At 57.6% G+C, this 17,229-nt stretch carries 15 protein-coding genes; 7 read left to right on the top strand and 8 right to left on the bottom strand.

Going from position 1 to position 17,229, the window contains the following annotated elements:
* The first annotated feature begins 131 nt into the window (after positions 1 to 131).
* The 5 genes from H7R56_RS13015 to H7R56_RS13035 are packed head-to-tail and all read left to right on the top strand — an operon-like array spanning position 132 to position 5,378.
* Positions 132 to 563, top strand: coding sequence for a MarR family winged helix-turn-helix transcriptional regulator (locus H7R56_RS13015; RefSeq protein ID WP_106929157.1), 432 nt, complete (start codon positions 132 to 134; stop codon positions 561 to 563).
* Positions 563 to 2,221, top strand: a complete 1,659-nt coding sequence (locus tag H7R56_RS13020) for an MFS transporter (RefSeq protein ID WP_106929159.1) — start codon at positions 563 to 565, stop codon at positions 2,219 to 2,221. The genes H7R56_RS13015 and H7R56_RS13020 overlap by 1 nt, the downstream gene beginning before the upstream one ends.
* Before the next feature lie 17 nt (positions 2,222 to 2,238).
* Positions 2,239 to 3,324 (top strand): HlyD family secretion protein, encoded by a 1,086-nt coding sequence (locus H7R56_RS13025; protein WP_106929161.1) that lies wholly within the window; start codon positions 2,239 to 2,241, stop codon positions 3,322 to 3,324.
* Complete coding sequence (locus H7R56_RS13030; protein WP_106929163.1) at positions 3,321 to 4,697, top strand: efflux transporter outer membrane subunit; 1,377 nt, start codon at positions 3,321 to 3,323, stop codon at positions 4,695 to 4,697. The genes H7R56_RS13025 and H7R56_RS13030 overlap by 4 nt, the downstream gene beginning before the upstream one ends.
* A gap of 21 nt (positions 4,698 to 4,718) precedes the next feature.
* Entirely contained in the window at positions 4,719 to 5,378 is a 660-nt protein-coding gene (locus H7R56_RS13035) for an O-methyltransferase (protein ID WP_106929165.1), read from the top strand.
* A 102-nt stretch (positions 5,379 to 5,480) separates the two neighbouring features.
* Here the strand turns inward: H7R56_RS13035 and H7R56_RS13040 are convergent, their stop codons facing one another.
* Together H7R56_RS13040 and hrpA are read right to left on the bottom strand one after the other, a co-directional pair.
* Entirely contained in the window at positions 5,481 to 5,792 is a 312-nt protein-coding gene (locus H7R56_RS13040; RefSeq protein ID WP_106929166.1) for a COG4705 family protein, read from the bottom strand.
* A 358-nt stretch (positions 5,793 to 6,150) separates the two neighbouring features.
* Entirely contained in the window at positions 6,151 to 10,053 is a 3,903-nt protein-coding gene (gene hrpA / locus H7R56_RS13045) for an ATP-dependent RNA helicase HrpA (RefSeq protein WP_106929168.1), read from the bottom strand.
* 201 nt (positions 10,054 to 10,254) lie between these two features.
* On the opposite strand from hrpA, the gene azoR reads away from it, so the two are divergent.
* On the top strand, positions 10,255 to 10,857 hold the full coding sequence (gene azoR, locus H7R56_RS13050) for an FMN-dependent NADH-azoreductase (RefSeq protein ID WP_106929170.1): 603 nt from the start codon (positions 10,255 to 10,257) through the stop codon (positions 10,855 to 10,857).
* 42 nt (positions 10,858 to 10,899) lie between these two features.
* On the opposite strand, the gene H7R56_RS13055 is transcribed toward azoR, so the two are convergent.
* On the bottom strand, positions 10,900 to 11,319 hold the full coding sequence (locus H7R56_RS13055) for a GFA family protein (RefSeq protein ID WP_182928273.1): 420 nt from the start codon (positions 11,317 to 11,319) through the stop codon (positions 10,900 to 10,902).
* An 11-nt stretch (positions 11,320 to 11,330) separates the two neighbouring features.
* Positions 11,331 to 12,197, bottom strand: a complete 867-nt coding sequence (locus tag H7R56_RS13060) for an aldo/keto reductase family oxidoreductase (protein WP_106929174.1) — start codon at positions 12,195 to 12,197, stop codon at positions 11,331 to 11,333.
* 332 nt (positions 12,198 to 12,529) lie between these two features.
* Here H7R56_RS13060 and H7R56_RS13065 point away from each other — a divergent pair, with 332 nt between their 5' ends.
* A complete protein-coding gene (locus tag H7R56_RS13065; protein WP_106929176.1) occupies positions 12,530 to 13,048 on the top strand; it encodes a hypothetical protein in 519 nt (172 codons plus the stop codon).
* 72 nt (positions 13,049 to 13,120) lie between these two features.
* Here the strand turns inward: H7R56_RS13065 and mhpT are convergent, their stop codons facing one another.
* The 4 genes from mhpT to mhpD all read right to left on the bottom strand — a co-directional run bounded on the left by mhpT (position 13,121) and on the right by mhpD (position 17,221).
* A complete protein-coding gene (gene mhpT, locus H7R56_RS13070) occupies positions 13,121 to 14,347 on the bottom strand; it encodes a 3-(3-hydroxy-phenyl)propionate transporter MhpT (RefSeq protein WP_106929178.1) in 1,227 nt (408 codons plus the stop codon).
* A gap of 107 nt (positions 14,348 to 14,454) precedes the next feature.
* Complete coding sequence (gene mhpE / locus H7R56_RS13075) at positions 14,455 to 15,474, bottom strand: 4-hydroxy-2-oxovalerate aldolase (protein WP_106929180.1); 1,020 nt, start codon at positions 15,472 to 15,474, stop codon at positions 14,455 to 14,457.
* Entirely contained in the window at positions 15,471 to 16,421 is a 951-nt protein-coding gene (gene mhpF / locus H7R56_RS13080) for an acetaldehyde dehydrogenase (RefSeq protein WP_106929182.1), read from the bottom strand. The genes mhpE and mhpF overlap by 4 nt, the downstream gene beginning before the upstream one ends.
* Positions 16,418 to 17,221, bottom strand: a complete 804-nt coding sequence (gene mhpD, locus H7R56_RS13085; RefSeq protein ID WP_182928274.1) for a 2-keto-4-pentenoate hydratase — start codon at positions 17,219 to 17,221, stop codon at positions 16,418 to 16,420. Before mhpD ends, mhpF begins: the two co-directional genes overlap by 4 nt.
* Between the last annotated feature and the right edge of the window lie 8 nt (positions 17,222 to 17,229).

A 17,229-nucleotide genomic window follows, 5' to 3' on the forward strand; every position in this document is an offset into this window, starting at 1 on the left:
CGCCATTGCGTTCGCCCGGGCTACCCACAAATAGCAACGTTCTACTAACTTTTATTTTTCACATTCTCTTGAATTATGGGTTCCGGCGAATCTAAAATCATTAGAGCTCTAATGATTTTAACGATGATGCCATGGATAACCGCCAGCTGAATTTCTCCCATCTGCTCTATTTGACCGCTCACCACTGGCGGCTTGCCGTCGACCGTCGGCTGAAAGCGCTCGGCATGAGCCAGGCCAGTTGGGTTGCCGTTGCCAGCATAGCCCGTAATGAACGGCCGCTCTCGCAAACGGAACTAGCGCAAGAGCTCGGCGTGGAAACGGCTACCGTGGTGCCGCTCATTAACCGATTGGTCGCCCAGGGGCTGGTCGAACGCGTCCTCACCGAGCAGGACAAACGCAAACGCCTGCTGATTGCGACCGAGCAAGGGCTCGCGCTGTATCACCAGGTCAAAGCCGTCGCGGATGCGTTACGAGAAGAAATTCTGACCGTTCTCACGCCGCAAGAGCAGGCACAGACGTACGATGTGCTGCTCAAGCTGCTGCGTGAAGTGGAGAAGAAATAATGGCTCCTCCGCGCCGCGATCCCTACGCCCCTCGCGACTGGGCACCGCACGAAAGACCGGCCATTCTCGGTTCCCCCTCAACCCCAATTCACAGCACGCCCAGGCGTATTGCCTACGGCATCGTTGGCCTGCTGGTGTGCCTGACCGGTGCGTTGGGAAATGCGGTCGTCACCGCTAATTTGCAGAATTTACAGGGCTCGTTCTCCGCCTGGTCAAACGAAATCGCCTGGCTACCGGCGGTGTACGTGATGACCAACGTCTCCATTAATCTTCTGCTGGTGAAGTTCCGCCAGCAGTTTGGCCTGCGGGCGTTCACCGAAGGCTTTCTGGTGCTGTATGTACTGGTCACCTTTTTCCATTTATTCGTTAACGATCTCAGCTCCGCGCTGATGGTGCGAGCCGCACACGGCATGGTGGCTGCCGCGCTTAGCTCGTTAGGTATTTACTATCAGGTGCAGGCATGGCCGGCAAAGCATCGCCTGAAGGCGTTGACGATCGGCATTACCGGTTCGTCGCTGGCGATCCCCCTCGCCCGGCTGTTCTCAACCGAACTGCTACAAATTGACGAATGGCGCGGGCTGTATTTCTTTGAACTGGGTCTGGCGCTGGTCTCGCTGGCCTGCGTGATTGCCCTGAAGCTGCCGCCCAGCGATCGTAAAAAGGTCTTTGAGAAAAAAGACTTCATTACCTTTCTGCTGCTGGCCCCCGGAATGGCGCTGGTCTGCGCGGTGCTCTCACTTGGCCGCCTCGACTGGTGGTTTGAAGCGCCGTGGATCGGCTGGTCGCTGGCTGGCGCTATCGTCCTTATCGTCAGCGCCATTGCGTTCGAACACAACCGCAGTAATCCGCTGCTGAATACGCGCTGGCTCTCCAGCGGCAGTATTCTGCGTCTGGGGCTGATTATGGTGCTCATCCGTATTGTGCTGGCAGAGCAAAACACCGGCGTCATCGGCTGGCTCCAGTATGTTGGCTTGCAAAACGAACAGATGACCAAGCTGGCCTGGTCGATTTTCGCCGGTATCGTCTGCGGCATTGTCGCCAGTTGCCTGACGCTCAACCCGCGCCGCCTCTACTGGCCAACCGCCACCGCGCTGGCGCTTATCATGGCGGCTTCGCTGCTCGACAGCCAATCCAACAGCCTGACCCGGCCGGATCAACTGATGCTCAGCCAGTTCCTGCTCGGCTTCGGCAGCGCGTTTTTCCTTGCCCCGGCCATGCTGGCGGGCATCGGCGGCGTGGTGGCTGACCAGCGCAATCTGGTCAGTTTCTCGGTGCTGTTCGGCATGAGTCAAAACGTTGGCGGCCTGCTGGGCTCGGCTATTCTCGGCACATTCCAGACCTGGCGTGAAAAATTTCACTCCAGTCAGCTTGCCGATCAGTTAACCACGCTGAACCCGATTATTAACGAACGTTTGCAGCAGTATGCCCAGCAGTATCAAAGCCAGATAGGCGACAGCGCACTGCTTAACGTACAGGCCAGCTCACTGCTACAAACCGCCTCAACGCTGGAGGCCAATATCCTCGCCTACAATGACACCTATATGCTGACGGCCGCCATTTCCGCCGCCACATTATTGTGGGTGTTCTGGCGTTTGCTAAGACTGAAAATCACTGCCCATATCGCGCTCAAGCGCGCCACGGGCAGCAAGTTACCTTAAGAGAGATCGGAGTCGTCATGAGTCAGCAGGATGCCGCCAGGCAGCAGGCCAACACCCGCAACAACATCCGCGTGGTGTCCATTTTTACCGCTGCGGCCATTGGCCTTGTCGGCGTACTGGTCGTCCTGTACGCCTGGCAACTGCCGCCCTTCACCCGCCACAGCCAGTTTACCGATAACGCCTACGTACGCGGCCTGACGACCTTTATCAGCCCGCAGGTCAGCGGCTACGTGACCCAGGTCAACGTGCAGGATTTTAACCGCGTCAAACGGGGGCAAGTCCTCTTTCAGATTGACGATCGCATCTATAAGCAGCGAGTTCACCAGGCGCAGGCGCAGCTGGCGATGAAAGAGGCCGCGCTGAAAAATAACCTCCAGCAGCGAAAAAGCGCCGAAGCGGTGATTACCCGCAACGACGCGGCGCTGCAAAACGCCCGCGCGCAGAATCTCAAATCACAGGCCGACTTAGCGCGCGTGCAGGAGCTGACCGCCGACGGTTCGCTGTCGGTACGCGAACGTGACGCCGCACGCGCCAGCGCCGCGCAGAGCGCGGCCGATATTGAGCAGGCGAAGGCCACGCTGGAAATGTCGCGCCAGGATTTACAGTCGACCATCGTCAATCGCGCATCGCTTGAGGCCGACGTGGCGAACGCTAAAGCGGCGCTGGAACTGGCGGAGATCGATCTACAGAATACGCGTATCATCGCGCCTACCGACGGTCAGTTAGGACAAGTGGCCGTGCGCCTCGGCGCGTACGTCACGGCAGGTACCCACCTTGCCCCGCTGGTACCACCGCAGCACTGGGTCATCGCCAACCTGAAAGAGACGCAGCTGGCAAGCGTGCGCGTCGGCCAGGCCGTAACCTTTAGCGTCGATGCGCTGAACAGCGAAAAATTCCACGGCACCGTACAAAGTATTTCGCCCGCCACCGGGGTTGAGTTCAGCGCCATCTCGCCGGACAACGCTACCGGTAACTTCGTCAAGATCGCCCAGCGTATTCCCGTGCGTATTGCCGTGAACACGGGGCAGAAAAATCTCGAGCGTCTGCGTCCGGGGATGTCGGTGCAAGTGACGATTGATACGCATGCGGAGGCGGATAAATGATCCGGCCAGCGGTCGTTGCATTAGCGCTCGCCTTAGTGGGCTGCCAGTCGGCAGACGTTCAGCAGGCGCAGCCAACGCTGGCAATCCCTACGGCCTGGCGCGCTGATATCGGCCCCGCCAGCGCCGTCGAAGGTGTCTGGTGGCGTCACTTCCATGACGACGCGCTGAACCAGTACGTTGACCTGGCGTTGCGCCATAACAGCGATGTGCTCATCGCCCGCGAACGAGTCAATGAATATCAGGCCCGCGCCTACGCTGCCGACAGCAGCCTGTTCCCGTCGCTTGATGCCAGCCTGGGCGGTACCCGCGCCCGCGCGCAGTCGGCTGCGACCGGGCTGCCGGTCCACAGCACGGTGTACAAAGGCGGACTGACCGCCAGCTACGACGTCGATTTATGGGGCGTAAACCGTCGCGCCGCCGATGCCGCGCAGGCGAGCCTGGAGGCGCAAAAAGCCGCCGCTGCCGCGGCGGATCTGACAGTGGCCACCGCCGTCGCTTCCGGTTATCTCTCACTACTTTCGCTGGACGAGCAGCTACGGGTCACCGAACAAACGCTGAAATCACGTGAAGACGCCTGGACTCTGGCAAAGCGGCAGTTTGAAACCGGCTATACCTCGCGGCTCGAACTGATGCAGGCCGATTCAGAACTGCGTGCGACGCGCGCTCAGGTGCCAGTGTTACGTCATCAGATTGCTCAGCAGGAGAATGCCCTGAGCGTGCTGCTGGGTAAAAACCCCGGCGACGTTATGCGTCATGAGTTTGCCCAGTTGACGCCGCTGGTGTTACCTTCTCAGCTACCATCATCGCTGCTCAACCGGCGCCCGGATATCGTTCAGGCACAGCGCCAACTGCTGGCCGCCGATGCCACGCTGGCGTCTTCAAAAGCACAGCTGCTGCCGTCCATCAACCTGACCGCTACCGGCAGCTTACAGGACCGCACCCTGCCCGATTTGCTGGATAACCCGCTGCGGCTGTGGAGCCTCGGCGGTAGTATTCTGGCTCCGCTGTTGAATCGGCAGGTGTTAAACGCCCAGGTCGATGTTTCGATGGCCCAGCGCAATCAGGCGCTGTACGGCTATGAGAAAACCGTGCGCAACGCCTTTAAAGAGGTGAATGATAGTCTTGATGCTATCGCCCGCTACGGCGAACAGCTCAGCGAACTCCAGGGGCAAGAGACGGTGGCACAGGAAACGCTGCGCATTGCGCAAAACCGCTATCGGAACGGCTACTCCTCCTACCTTGACGTACTGGACGCGCAGCGCACCCTGTTCTCGACGCAGCTTAGCGAAGTACAGGTGAAAAATAATCTGCTGCTGGCGCAGATCGATCTTTACCGGTCGCTGGGAGGCGGCTGGTCTTCATCGTCAGGCTGACAAAACCATGAGAGCATCGCAATGCAAAAACGGTGGACCGATGTTGATAACTATCTGATTGAAAAACTGATTGGCGAAGATGCCATCCTGTCTCAGGTGCTGGAAAATAACCTCCGCGCGGGGCTGCCCGCCCACGACGTCGCCGCCAATCAGGGGCAGCTGCTAGCGCTGTTTGTACGGATGTCAGGCGCGAAAAAAATACTGGAAATCGGCACGCTCGGTGCTTATAGCGCTATCTGGATGGCGCGTGAACTGCCCGCCAGTGGGCATCTGATAACGCTGGAAGCTGACCCGAACCACGCCCGAATCGCGCGGCAAAACATTGCGCTGGCAGGTCTTAACGATCGCGTGACGCTGCATGAAGGCCCGGCGCTGGATTCACTGGCCATGCTCGGCGATGCCGCGCCGTTCGATCTGATTTTCATCGACGCGGACAAACCCAATAATCCTTATTACCTGCAATGGGCGCTGAAATATTCACGCCCGGGTACGTTGATTATTGGCGACAACGTCGTGCGCGACGGTGAGGTGACGGATCCTGACAGCACCGACGAACGCGTGCAGGGCGTACGCCGGTTCATTGACATGATACATAACAACCCGCGCTTAACGTCAACGGCGTTGCAAACCGTAGGGATAAAGGGCTGGGACGGGTTTACGCTCACCTGGGTCAACGCATGATGCTGCGGGTTTGGCGGGACAACCCGCTTTTTCTCATCACGGGTGAAGGCCTGACATACAGCGTTTAATACCGCAAGGGAGCGGTCAGCCCGCTCCCTATCACTATTTGGCGCCTACGCGCTTACGCCAGTCGCTCACCACCAGTCCGGCAATCATTAGCATAATCGCCAGGCCGAATATCAGGCTGGTCATGTTCGCACCTAACCCAACGCCGCCGTTATCCACCGGTTGGGAAAGCAGATCCCCGCAGGCCGCGCCAAACGGTCGGGTCAGAATATATGCCGCCCAGAAGCAAAACACGCGGTTAGCTTTAAAGATAAAGCAAGCCCCGGCGGTAATCAGGATCCTCGTACCAAAGAACAGCGCCGCACCGTAATAGCCGAGGTCAATGCCCTCCGCCAGCCCGTCTCCCAATTAATTCTCGAAATATTGAATAAAGATCTTAATTAAGAACAATGCCTTATCAGCTGCAAATCAATCTGGAAGTCAGCAATCAGCATATTGATTTCTCAGAAGACAACGATAACGTTGCGATCCGAAGCAGCGTATGCGGGTTTATCGATATACCGTTGAGCAGGAATTGCAGTAAGGGGGGAACGGTGAGAAATATTGCAAGCGTAGCCAGGAACGAGACGCCCACGCCTTCTGGTTTGTGCCATGACTGCGTCAATCTGATGGTGAACGGATATCGTCACCATAAAAGCATGCGCCGAACCGGGCCGCAGGTAAACCTTACGCCCCGGTTCGTTGCCATCAGCAGCGTGGGTCACGCTTACGCCACTATCTGCTCCATCGCCTGCAATATTCGCTTATCGGAAATCGGATACGGCGTCCCGAGCTGCTGCGCAAAGAAGCTGACACGCAGCTCCTCGATCATCCAGCGGATCTCTTTCACGTCGTCATCTTCCCGGCGCGCTGGCGGCAGCTTATTCAGCCACTGCTGCCACGCCTGCTGAACGCTCTCCACTTTGAGCATCTGCGCGCGATCGCGGTGCGGGTCGACGGCCATTTTCTCCAGCCGTTTTTCGATAGCCTGCAAATAACGCAGGGTGTCGCCCAGACGACGGAAGCCGTTGCCAGTGACGAAGCCGCGGTACACCAGACCGTTCATCTGCGCTTTGATGTCCGACAGCCCCAGAGCCATCGTCATGTCGACGCGCCCTTTCAGGCGTTTGTTAACGTTGAATACCGCCGTCAGGATTTGCTCAACCTGCTTAGCAATGTCAACCACCGTCTCATTGAGCTCCGCGCGCACTTTATCATGCAACGCGTTAAAGCCTGCTTCCGTCCACACCGGGCCACCCGCTTCATCAATCAGCTTATCCACGCCGCAGGAGATGCAGTCGTCAATCAGATCCAGTACTTTGCCGTACGGGTTAAAGTACAGGCCCAGCTTGGCTTTGTTCGGCAGCTTCTCGTGCAGATACTTGATCGGCGACGGGATATTCAGCAGCAGCAGACGACGCAGGCCGCGCCACATGGCCTGTTGCTGTTCCAGCTCGTTATCGAACAGCTTGATCGCCACGCTGTCGCGTTCATCCACCAGCGCCGGCCAGGCCTTCACCTTATAGTTGCCGCGCTTCTGCTCGTAGCGGTCCGGCAGGTCGCCAAAGCTCCAGATATGCAGCCCGGCTTGTTCGATGCCGTCGTCGGCCACCGACGAAAGCGTCTCCTGCACTTTGCCCTTCAGCGCGTCCTTCAATTCCTGCAGCGAGCGGCCTTCCTGAAGCTTCTTGTTTTTATCGTCAACGACGCGGAAGGTAATTTTCAGGTGATCGGGCACCTGATCCCACTGCCAGGACTCACGATCAACGGTCACGCCGGTCATCCGGCGCAGCTCGCGCTCCATCGCATCGAGCAGCGGTTGTTCAAACGGCGTGACGCGGCCTAACAGCGCTTCCGCGTAGTTCGGCGCAGGCACAAAGTTGCGGCGCACCGGCTTCGGCAGTGATTTAATCAGCGCGATAATCAGCTCACGGCGCAGGCCCGGGATCTGCCATTCAAACCCGGCGTCATCCACCTGATTGAGCAGCGGCAGCGGAATATGCACCGTCACGCCATCGGCGTCAGCACCGGGTTCAAACTGATAAGAGAGGCGCAGCTTCAGGTTGCCCTGGTGCCAGAAGTTCGGGTAGTCCAGCTTGCTGACCTGCTCCGCCCCCTCTTTAATCAGCATGCTCTTCTCAAAATTGAGCAGATCCGGCGTTTCACGGCTGGCCTGTTTCCACCACTTATCAAAGTGGCGCGCGGAAATCACCTCATGGCTGATGCGCTGGTCGTAAAATTCAAACATCGTCTCGTCATCCACCAGGATGTCGCGACGGCGCGATTTATGCTCCAGCTCTTCAATTTCGGTACGCAGCTTCAGGTTATCGCGGAAGAAAGCGTGGCGTGTCTGCCAATCCCCCTCCACCAGCGCATGGCGAATAAACAGCTCACGACACAGCGCCGGATCGATCTGGCTGTAGTTGACCTTACGCGCAGCGACAATCGGCAGGCCGTAGACGGTCACCTTCTCCGTCGCCATCACCGCGCCCTGCGCGCGTTCCCAGTGCGGTTCACTGTAAGAGCGTTTGATCAAATGCTGCGCAACCGGCTCCACCCATTCCGGATCGATTCGCGCGGCAATACGCCCCCACAGGCGGCTGGTTTCCACCAGTTCGGCAACCATGGTCCATTTAGGCGGCTTCTTGAACAGCCCGGAGCCCGGGAAGATAGAGAAGCGCGCGTTGCGTGCGCCGGTGAATTCCTGCTTGTCGGCATCTTTCATACCGATGTGCGAAAGCAGACCGGTAAGCAGCGCGATATGTATCTCACGGTACTCCGCCGGTTCGCTGTTAACCGGAATGCCCAGTTCTTTCACCACCTGGCGCAGCTGGGTGTAGATATCCTGCCATTCCCGTACGCGCAGATAGTTAAGAAAATCCTGCTTACACTGGCGGCGGAACTGATTTGACGACAACGCTTTCTGCTGTTCACCAAGGTAATTCCACAGGTTGACGAACGCCAGGAAGTCGGACTCCTTATCATGGAAACGGCGATGTTTTTCATCGGACGCCTGCTGTTTGTCCATCGGCCGCTCGCGCGGATCCTGAATAGACAGCGCGGAGGTGATAATCATCGCCTCGCGCACGCAGCCGTGTTTCTGCGCTTCCAGCACCATACGCGCCAGACGTGGATCAACCGGCAGTTGGCTAAGCTGACGCCCCAGCGGCGTCAGCTTGTAAGCGGTTTGCTGCTCGTCGGTGGTGATGGCGCTCAGCTCTTCCAGCAGGCGTACACCATCCTGAATGTTACGTTTATCGGGCGCTTCAACAAACGGAAACGCGGCGATATCACCCAGCCCCAGCGCGGTCATTTGCAGAATGACCGACGCCAGGTTGGTGCGCAGAATTTCCGGGTCGGTAAACTCCGGGCGCGACAGGAAGTCGTCTTCAGAATACAGACGAATACAGATCCCTTCCGACACACGGCCACAGCGGCCTTTACGCTGGTTGGCGGAGGCCTGTGAGACCGGCTCAATAGGCAGACGCTGAACCTTGGTGCGGTAGCTGTAGCGACTGATACGCGCCGTGCCCGGGTCAATAACGTACTTGATGCCCGGTACGGTGAGCGACGTTTCCGCCACGTTGGTCGCCAGCACAATGCGACGCCCGCTGTGCGGCTGGAACACGCGGTTCTGTTCGCTGTTCGACAACCGCGCGTACAGCGGCAAAATTTCGGTGTGGCGCAGGTCGCGTTTGTTGAGCGCATCGGCGGTATCCCGAATTTCACGTTCACCGCTCATAAAGATCAGGATGTCGCCAGGGCTTTCCTGACCCAGTTCATCAACCGCGTCAAAAATCGCCTGTAGCTGATCGCGCTCAGTATCGTCCGCCTCTTCCACGATGGGTCGATAACGCACTTCTACCGGATAAGTCCGGCCGGAGACTTCAATGATCGGCGCGTTATTAAAGTGACGGGAGAAGCGCTCCGGGTCGATCGTTGCGGAAGTGATAATGACTTTCAGATCGGGGCGACGCGGCAAGAGCTCTTTCAGGTAGCCGAGCAGGAAGTCGATGTTCAGACTACGTTCGTGCGCTTCATCGATAATAATGGTGTCGTACTGCATCAGCAGACGGTCCTGCTGAATTTCCGCCAGCAGAATACCGTCGGTCATCAGCTTGACCATCGTGTTATCGCTGACGTGGTCGCTGAAACGCACTTTATAACCGATGCAGCCGCCCGGCTCGGTTTTTAACTCTTCTGCAATACGGTTAGCCACGGTGCGCGCCGCCAGACGACGCGGCTGGGTATGGCCAATCAGGCCTTTAATCCCGCGTCCCAGCTCCATACAGATTTTTGGCAGCTGGGTGGTTTTACCCGAACCGGTTTCACCGGCAACGATCACCACCTGGTGGTCGCGAACGGCGTTAAGAATATCCTGTTTCTTCTGGCTGACGGGCAGGTTTTCCGGGTATTCAATCGCCGGACGTGACGCTTCGCGTAGCACAACCTTACCTGCCGCCTGTTCAATTTCCTGCGCCATCTCCTGGTAAATGGCCTGTTGAGCATCAGGATTTTTAACCTTCTTCACGCCGTGCAGACGGCGGGCAAAACGCTGTTTATCCCGCAGCGTCAGCGCGTCAAGGCGCTGGCTGAGCGTGGCGAAGGTGATTTTTTGTTGTTCTGTCATAGTGTTATCGGGCAGCGGAGTGCCTGTAAAAAACGCTTATAAAGTATGGTCCTAGAGTACCACATTTGCGCATTTGTTGCCTTGTTCAAAAAAACTGAATATAGAATTCGATATATTGCGCTATCCCTGCGGCAGGAATGTGAATAGAGTGTCAGCAAGCAACAGGGCACAGCCCGTCAATCAAATATAAGGAATCACCCAATGAGCAAAGTATTAGTTCTGAAATCCAGCATCCTGGCAGGCTACTCTCAATCAGGTCAGCTGTCCGATTATTTCGTTGAACAGTGGCGCGAAAAGCACTCCGCTGACGAAATCACCGTGCGTGACCTGGCCGCCAACCCGATTCCGGTACTGGATGGTGAACTGGTAGGTGCGCTGCGTCCGAGCGATTCCCCGCTGACCCCGCGCCAGCAGGAAGCGCTGACGCTGTCTGATGAGCTGATTGCTGAACTGAAAGCGCACGACGTGATTGTTATTGCTGCGCCGATGTACAACTTCAACATCCCAACTCAGTTGAAAAACTATTTTGACCTGATTGCCCGTGCCGGCGTGACCTTCCGTTACACCGAGAAAGGTCCAGAAGGCCTGGTGACCGGTAAACGCGCTATCGTACTGACCAGCCGCGGCGGCATCCATAAAGATACCCCGACCGACCTGATCACCCCGTACCTGAACGTGTTCCTGGGCTTCATCGGCATCACCGACGTGAACGTGGTCTTCGCTGAAGGCATCGCTTACGGTCCGGAAATGGCGGCAAAAGCGTCTGCTGACGCGAAAGCGGCGATTGATAGCCTGGTGGCTTAATTGCCCTGAAATTGACAAGCCCTGCTCAAAGCAGGGCTTTTTTTATTCCGACTTTATGCCTTCGTAGCGTAAATACCCGACTACCCCGCCGCTGCCGCCATCTTTGGTGTGATTCGCACCATCAACGACCTCTACGCAGGCAAAATCAAACGGCGATACGCCTTCAATGCACGCAACGTTAACGCCATATTGCTGCGGATTAGAACGACGCTGGTGGAAGGTATAGATTCCGCATACCGAACAGAAAAAATGCACCGCTTCGCCGGTATTAAAGCGGTATTCAGTCAGCTTATCTCGCCCGCGCAGCACCTTAATCCCCGTCAACGGTGCAGACACGGCCACCGCGCCGCGCATCCGGCAATAGGAACAGTTACAGCGCCGCGCGGTGTTAAAACCCTCGCTCAGCGCAACGGTGAACGCGACCGTGCCGCAGTGGCACCGGGCCGAGAGCGTTTGCGTCATGTAACCTCCCGTTACCCTTTAGCAGCAATCCCGTCAAGCGTCGCCAGCGCCTCGGGCGGCAGCGGCAGCTGCGCCGCAGCCATGTTTTCCCTCAGGTGCGCCACTGACGACGTACCAGGGATCAGCAAAATATTTGGCGAGCGGTGCAACAGCCAGGCCAGAGCCACCTGCATTGGCGTCGCGCCCAGATCGGCGGCAACGCGATTGAGCGTGGTGGATTGCAGCGGTGAGAAACCGCCAAGCGGGAAGAACGGCACGTAGGCAATACCGTCGTGCGCCAGTGCGTCAATCAGCGCATCGTCGGCGCGGTGAGCAATATTGTATTCGTTCTGAACGCAAACAATCGGCACAATTTGACGCGCCTGCGCGACCTGCGCCGGGGTGACGTTGCTCAGGCCAATATGCTTCACCAACCCCTGCTGCTGCAGTTCTGCCAGTACGCTAATGCTGGCCTCAATATCGCCTTCTCGCGGCCCATGTCCGTCGCCAATCATCACCCGCATATTGACCACATCAAGCACGTCGAGGCCCAGATTGCGTAGATTATCATGCACCGCCTGCTTGAGTTCTGCGGCGGAAAATGCCGGTAGCCAGGACGCGTCATCGCCGCGGCGGGCGCCGATTTTAGTGACAATGGTCAGATCGTCGGCGTACGGGTGCAGCGCTTCACGGATAATCTGATTGGTGATATGCGGGCCGTAAAAGTCGCTGGTATCAATGTGATTGACGCCCAGTTCAAGAGCTTCGCGTAACACGGAAATCGCCGCGTGGCGGTCTTTTGGCGGGCCAAAGACACCGGGACCGGCCAGCTGCATCGCCCCGTATCCGAGACGATTAACAAATTGAGAACCAAGGGAAAACGTACTGTACTGAGTCATAACGTCCTGCCTGTCGCATCGTGAAGTGTCATTCTATTCTTAACCATCGCGCAAAGGCGCTCAACAAGAATAGATGGCTTTTAACGCTTTGCGCGGCAAATAGCGTTTATTCCATCACGTCAGTTCCCTGCTCAGCAAGCAGCCTATTTTAGTGTTGAAAAAAACATTCTGGCACGATAACGTTAACCAAACCAAGAAACCACTGTGAATCATAGCATTACGAATAAAGTAATGCCTGAAATCACGTGTAGTATTGCGTTTATAAAAGGTCTTGAATAATTAAAAGCAACATCCTCCTTCGTCCTTAATAAAAATTATTATCACGGATAAAAATGTATAAAAATATTTTAGTCAGTGGCCTGGTCGCCGTACTTCTGAGTGGATGCACCGCCGGTTTCCGACCTGCGCTTGAAGATTACAAAGGTAATGATGCCGCGCGTATTCGCGCCAGCACCTCTGGCAATACCGCATTGCAGTTTTATGAAAAGCAGCCTGATGGCTGCTATAAGAAAGTACTGGAAAGGCGAATTACCTCCGGACTGGCGATCATTGGCATTCCGGTAACCGGAAACAAACGCCTCTCAGACATGCCGGCATCAAACGATGTTAAGGGCGCATTTATCAATGAATTTACCATCAAACCGGGGCAACTCATTGATATCGTGCATTACGCCAGCACCACATCCTATTCTGATTTCGTCCCGCAGCCGAACCACAATTACGATATTATCGTCACCGGATCGTTATATTCCGGTGATTCTGTATCGGTAAAAGATCTCGATGCCAACGCCAAAATGGTTCGCTGGAAAACGGACGGCGTTAAATTGTGCCCGAGCAGCGCTTTTGATTAATCATCACGCATAAAAAAGGGAGCCTATTAAGGCTCCCTGTGCCGGATGGCGTCGCCAGCGACGCCCCCATTATCATCCCGCGCTTTCCTCCGCCACGCTGCGCTGATGGCGATTCATCAGCCAGAACACCGCCACGCCCGCCAGCACAATCCCCGGCGCGGAGGCGGCCATCACCCCCACGGTGCCGGTGCCCAGCGCCAGCATTTTTCCGGCCAGCAGCGGGCCGCTCATCGCCCCCAGCCGCCCGACCGCTACCGCCGTGCCAACGCCAGTAGCGCGAATTTCGGTGCCGTAAAACAGCGGCGCCAGGGCATAAAGCACGCTCTGCCCACCGGTCGCAAACATCCCCGCGACAAAACCTGATACCAGCATCATGGCAAATGAGTTCGCCATACCCAGTGAAATCAGCGACGCCAGCATTCCGCAGTAAATCAACAGCGACATTTTGAGCGGGCTGAGTTTGTCCATCAACGCACCCAGCATCAGCGTACCCAGCGCCGCCCCCATTTGCAGTGCGAACATCACGCCGGCAGCCTGCGGGCGGCTAAAGCCCTGATCGACCAGCAGCATCGGCAGCCAGTTAATCAGCATATACACCACCAGCAGGGTGAAGAAGTAACACAGCCACAGCAGCAGCGTTGATGAGGCGGTACCGGATGCAAAAATGGCCCGCAGCGGCGCCGGGGCATCCTGCTGCTGACGGCTAAACGCCTGCGACTCCGGCAGGCGGAGCATCAGCAGCGGAACCAACAACAGCGGCACAATACCGCCAACCCAGAAAATCGTCTGCCAGGCCTGCGTCAGGCCGCTGAACCCCATGGCGGCAGCCAGCGCCGCGCCAATCGGCACCCCGCAGTACATCAGGCTCACTGCGGTACCGCGAAAACGTGGCCCCGCCGCTTCAGAAGTGAGCGCAATCAGATTCGGCAGTGCCGCACCCAGCCCCGCACCGGTCATAAAGCGGGCAAATACCAGCGACGGGAAATCCCACGCCAGCGCGGTCACAATCGAAAACAGGCCAAACAGCACTACCGAGCCCAGCAGCACCTTCTTGCGGCCATGTCGGTCGGCCAGCATACCGCCAAACAGCGCCCCTGGCAGCAGACCCAGTATCCCGGCGCTGAAAATCCAGCCCATCTGCATTTTATCCAGCGAGAATGCCTGGGCAATGCCCACCGCAGCAATACCCGCGGCCTGTAAATCGAGCCCTTCCATCAGGGCGACCAAAAAGCAAAGCCCGACGGTCTGCATCAGGCGGGACGTTTTCGGCGGTGAGGAAACGTGAGTAATATTCGACATCGTGCTACCTTCTGTAGAGAACAGGTGAAAGGCGGCCGATACGTTGCCGGCCGCGTTATTTTTTCATTTTCGTTCGCCCGGTCAGTACATTGCCGACCGGATCGTTATCAAGCCTGCGCTTTGGCTTTCAGATCCAACGCCACGTCGACGATCATGTCTTCCTGGCCACCCACCATTCGGCGTTTGCCCAGTTCAACCAGGATATCAACCGCGCTGAGACCATAACGCGCCGCTGCCACTTCGCTGTGACGCAGGAAGCTGGAGTAGACGCCGGCATAGCCGAGCGCCAGCGTTTCACGATCGACGCGTACCGGACGATCCTGTAACGGACGCACCAGATCGTCCGCTGCCGCCATCAGCGCATACAGGTCAGTACCGTGCTGCCAGCCCTGCTTGTCAGCGGCGGCGATAAACACTTCCAGCGGCGCGTTACCGGCACCGGCACCCATTCCCGCAAGGCTGGCGTCAATACGGTCACAGCCCTCTTCTACCGCCACCAGCGAGTTGGCAACGCCAAGGCTCAGGTTATGGTGCGCGTGCATACCGGTTTGCGTTTCCGGTTTAAGCACCTCTTTCAGCGCGCGGAAGCGATCGCGAATATCGTTCATGTTCATTGCGCCGCCGGAGTCCACCACATAAATACAGGTTGCGCCGTAGCCTTCCATCAGTTTTGCCTGCTTCGCCAGATTTTCCGGCGTGGTCATATGGCTCATCATCAGAAAACCGACGGTGTCCATCCCGAGTTCGCGGGCGTAGGCAATATGCTGCGCGGAAACGTCTGCTTCGGTGCAATGCGTCGCCACACGCACCACGCGGGCCCCTGCCTGATAGGCATTTTTCAGGTCGTGCAGCGTGCCGATACCCGGGATCAGTAGCGTGGCGATTTTGGCATGTTGCACCACTTCCGCCGCCGCAGCGATCCACTCGATATCGCTGTGCGCGCCAAAGCCGTAGTTAAAGCTGGATCCCTGCAGGCCGTCGCCGTGCGCAACTTCAATCGAGTCGACGCGCGCATCGTCCAGCGCCCTGGCTATCTGCCGAACGTGGTCCAGCGAATACTGGTGGCGGATGGCGTGCATCCCGTCGCGTAACGTCACATCTGAGATATAGAGTTTTTTACCGTTCATGCGACTTCTCCTGCCACTTTAACCAGCGTTTGGGCCATTTTTTCAGCGGTAGACATTGCCGCCGAGGTCATAATGTCGAGGTTTCCGGCGTAGGCCGGCAGATAGTGAGCGGCACCTTCGACTTCCAGATACACGGCCGTTTTCAGCCCGGAGAACTGACCCACGCCGGGAATGTTCACCGGTTTATCCTGCGGGATAACCTCGAACTGCACTTTTTGCTTCAGACGGTAGCCCGGCACGTAGGCCTGTACCGCTGCCGCCATCGCTTCGATGGAAGCCTCAATTTCAGCCTGCGAGGCCGCTTCGCTCAGCACGTATACCGTGTCGCGCATCATCACCGGCGGTTCGGCCGGGTTGAGGATAATAATCGCTTTCCCCTTCGCCGCACCGCCAACCACTTCAATCGCTTGCGACGTTGTTTCCGTAAACTCGTCGATATTCGCGCGGGTGCCCGGGCCCGCGGATTTGCTGGAGATAGAGGCAATAATTTCCGCGTAGTGAACTTTTGCCACGCGGGAAACCGCCGCCACCATTGGGATGGTAGCCTGGCCGCCGCAGGTCACCATGTTGACGTTGCCCTGCGACAGATTTTTGTCGAGGTTAACGACCGGCACGCAGTACGGGCCAATCGCCGCTGGCGTCAGGTCAATCAGGCGGATACCCGGCTTTGCCTTACGCAGCGCGGCGTCATTTTTCACGTGCGCGCCCGCGCTGGTGGCATCGAATACGATATCAATGTCGGCAAATTCCGCCATCGCCATTAATCCGCTCACCCCTTCGTGAGTGGTGGCGACGCCCATACGCGCCGCACGCGCCAGGCCGTCAGAGTTCGGATCAATGCCAACCATCACCGACATCTCCAGATGCTTACCGTGACGCAGAATTTTGATCATCAGGTCAGTGCCGATATTGCCTGAACCGATAATGGCGACTTTACATTTGCTCATGACTGACTTCCTTCTTGCTCTGAAAAGGTCGCGGCAACCGAGCCAATGCCCTCGATAACCGCCTCAAAACGATCGCCCGGTTTGACCGCGACCATCGGCCCCAGTGCGCCGGTGAGTACGATATCCCCCGCACGTAGCGGCTCGCCGAGACTGGCCATTTTGCGCGCCAGCCAGACGGCGGCGTTCAGCGGGTGACCCAGACATTCGCTGCCGCGACCGCTGGACACCTCTTCGTGATTGCGGGTCATGGTCATCGCGCAGTTTTTCAGGTCCAGCGCGGCTGGACGCTGCGCCGGGCCGCCGACCACGTACACGCCGCAGGAGGCGTTGTCGGCGACGGTGTCAACAAACTTAATAGACCAGTCGCGCACGCGGCTGCCCACCACTTCAAGCGCCGGGACAACCCACTCAATGGCGTTATACAGTTCATCAAAGGTGGTGTCGGCATGCGGCAGATCGCGGTTCAGCACCAAGGCGATCTCGGCTTCAATCTTCGGCTGCAGCACGCGGTCGAAGGGAATGGTCTCGTTATCGCCGTAGCACATATCCGCAAACAGGGTGCCAAAATCCGGCTGGTCGACGCCCAGCTGTTGCTGGACTTTCGGGTGGGTCAAACCCACTTTGCGCCCCACGATGCGGCGGCCCTGCGCCACACCAAATTCGACGTTCAGGCGCTGAATGGCATACGCGGCTTCGGCGTTATCGAGACCAATCATCTCGCGCAGCGGCGCGATCGCCACCTCGGTGCGTTCTGCTTCGCGCAGCGCGGCGGCCAGTGTGGCCAAAGAATCGGTAGACATTGCGGCTC

It is taken from the genome of Klebsiella sp. WP3-W18-ESBL-02 (assembly GCF_014168815.1).
GTDB classification, from domain to species: domain Bacteria; phylum Pseudomonadota; class Gammaproteobacteria; order Enterobacterales; family Enterobacteriaceae; genus Kluyvera; species Kluyvera ascorbata_B.

Coding starts and splice junctions, on each gene's coding strand:
- H7R56_RS13015 (WP_106929157.1), top strand. CDS start 132: ATGGATAACCGCCAGCTGAATTTCTCCCATCTGCTCTATTTGACCGCT.
- H7R56_RS13020 (WP_106929159.1), top strand. CDS start 563: ATGGCTCCTCCGCGCCGCGATCCCTACGCCCCTCGCGACTGGGCACCG.
- H7R56_RS13025 (WP_106929161.1), top strand. CDS start 2,239: ATGAGTCAGCAGGATGCCGCCAGGCAGCAGGCCAACACCCGCAACAAC.
- H7R56_RS13030 (WP_106929163.1), top strand. CDS start 3,321: ATGATCCGGCCAGCGGTCGTTGCATTAGCGCTCGCCTTAGTGGGCTGC.
- H7R56_RS13035 (WP_106929165.1), top strand. CDS start 4,719: ATGCAAAAACGGTGGACCGATGTTGATAACTATCTGATTGAAAAACTG.
- hrpA (WP_106929168.1), bottom strand. CDS start 10,053: ATGACAGAACAACAAAAAATCACCTTCGCCACGCTCAGCCAGCGCCTT.
- azoR (WP_106929170.1), top strand. CDS start 10,255: ATGAGCAAAGTATTAGTTCTGAAATCCAGCATCCTGGCAGGCTACTCT.
- H7R56_RS13055 (WP_182928273.1), bottom strand. CDS start 11,319: ATGACGCAAACGCTCTCGGCCCGGTGCCACTGCGGCACGGTCGCGTTC.
- H7R56_RS13060 (WP_106929174.1), bottom strand. CDS start 12,197: ATGACTCAGTACAGTACGTTTTCCCTTGGTTCTCAATTTGTTAATCGT.
- H7R56_RS13065 (WP_106929176.1), top strand. CDS start 12,530: ATGTATAAAAATATTTTAGTCAGTGGCCTGGTCGCCGTACTTCTGAGT.
- mhpT (WP_106929178.1), bottom strand. CDS start 14,347: ATGTCGAATATTACTCACGTTTCCTCACCGCCGAAAACGTCCCGCCTG.
- mhpE (WP_106929180.1), bottom strand. CDS start 15,474: ATGAACGGTAAAAAACTCTATATCTCAGATGTGACGTTACGCGACGGG.
- mhpF (WP_106929182.1), bottom strand. CDS start 16,421: ATGAGCAAATGTAAAGTCGCCATTATCGGTTCAGGCAATATCGGCACT.
- mhpD (WP_182928274.1), bottom strand. CDS start 17,221: ATGTCTACCGATTCTTTGGCCACACTGGCCGCCGCGCTGCGCGAAGCA.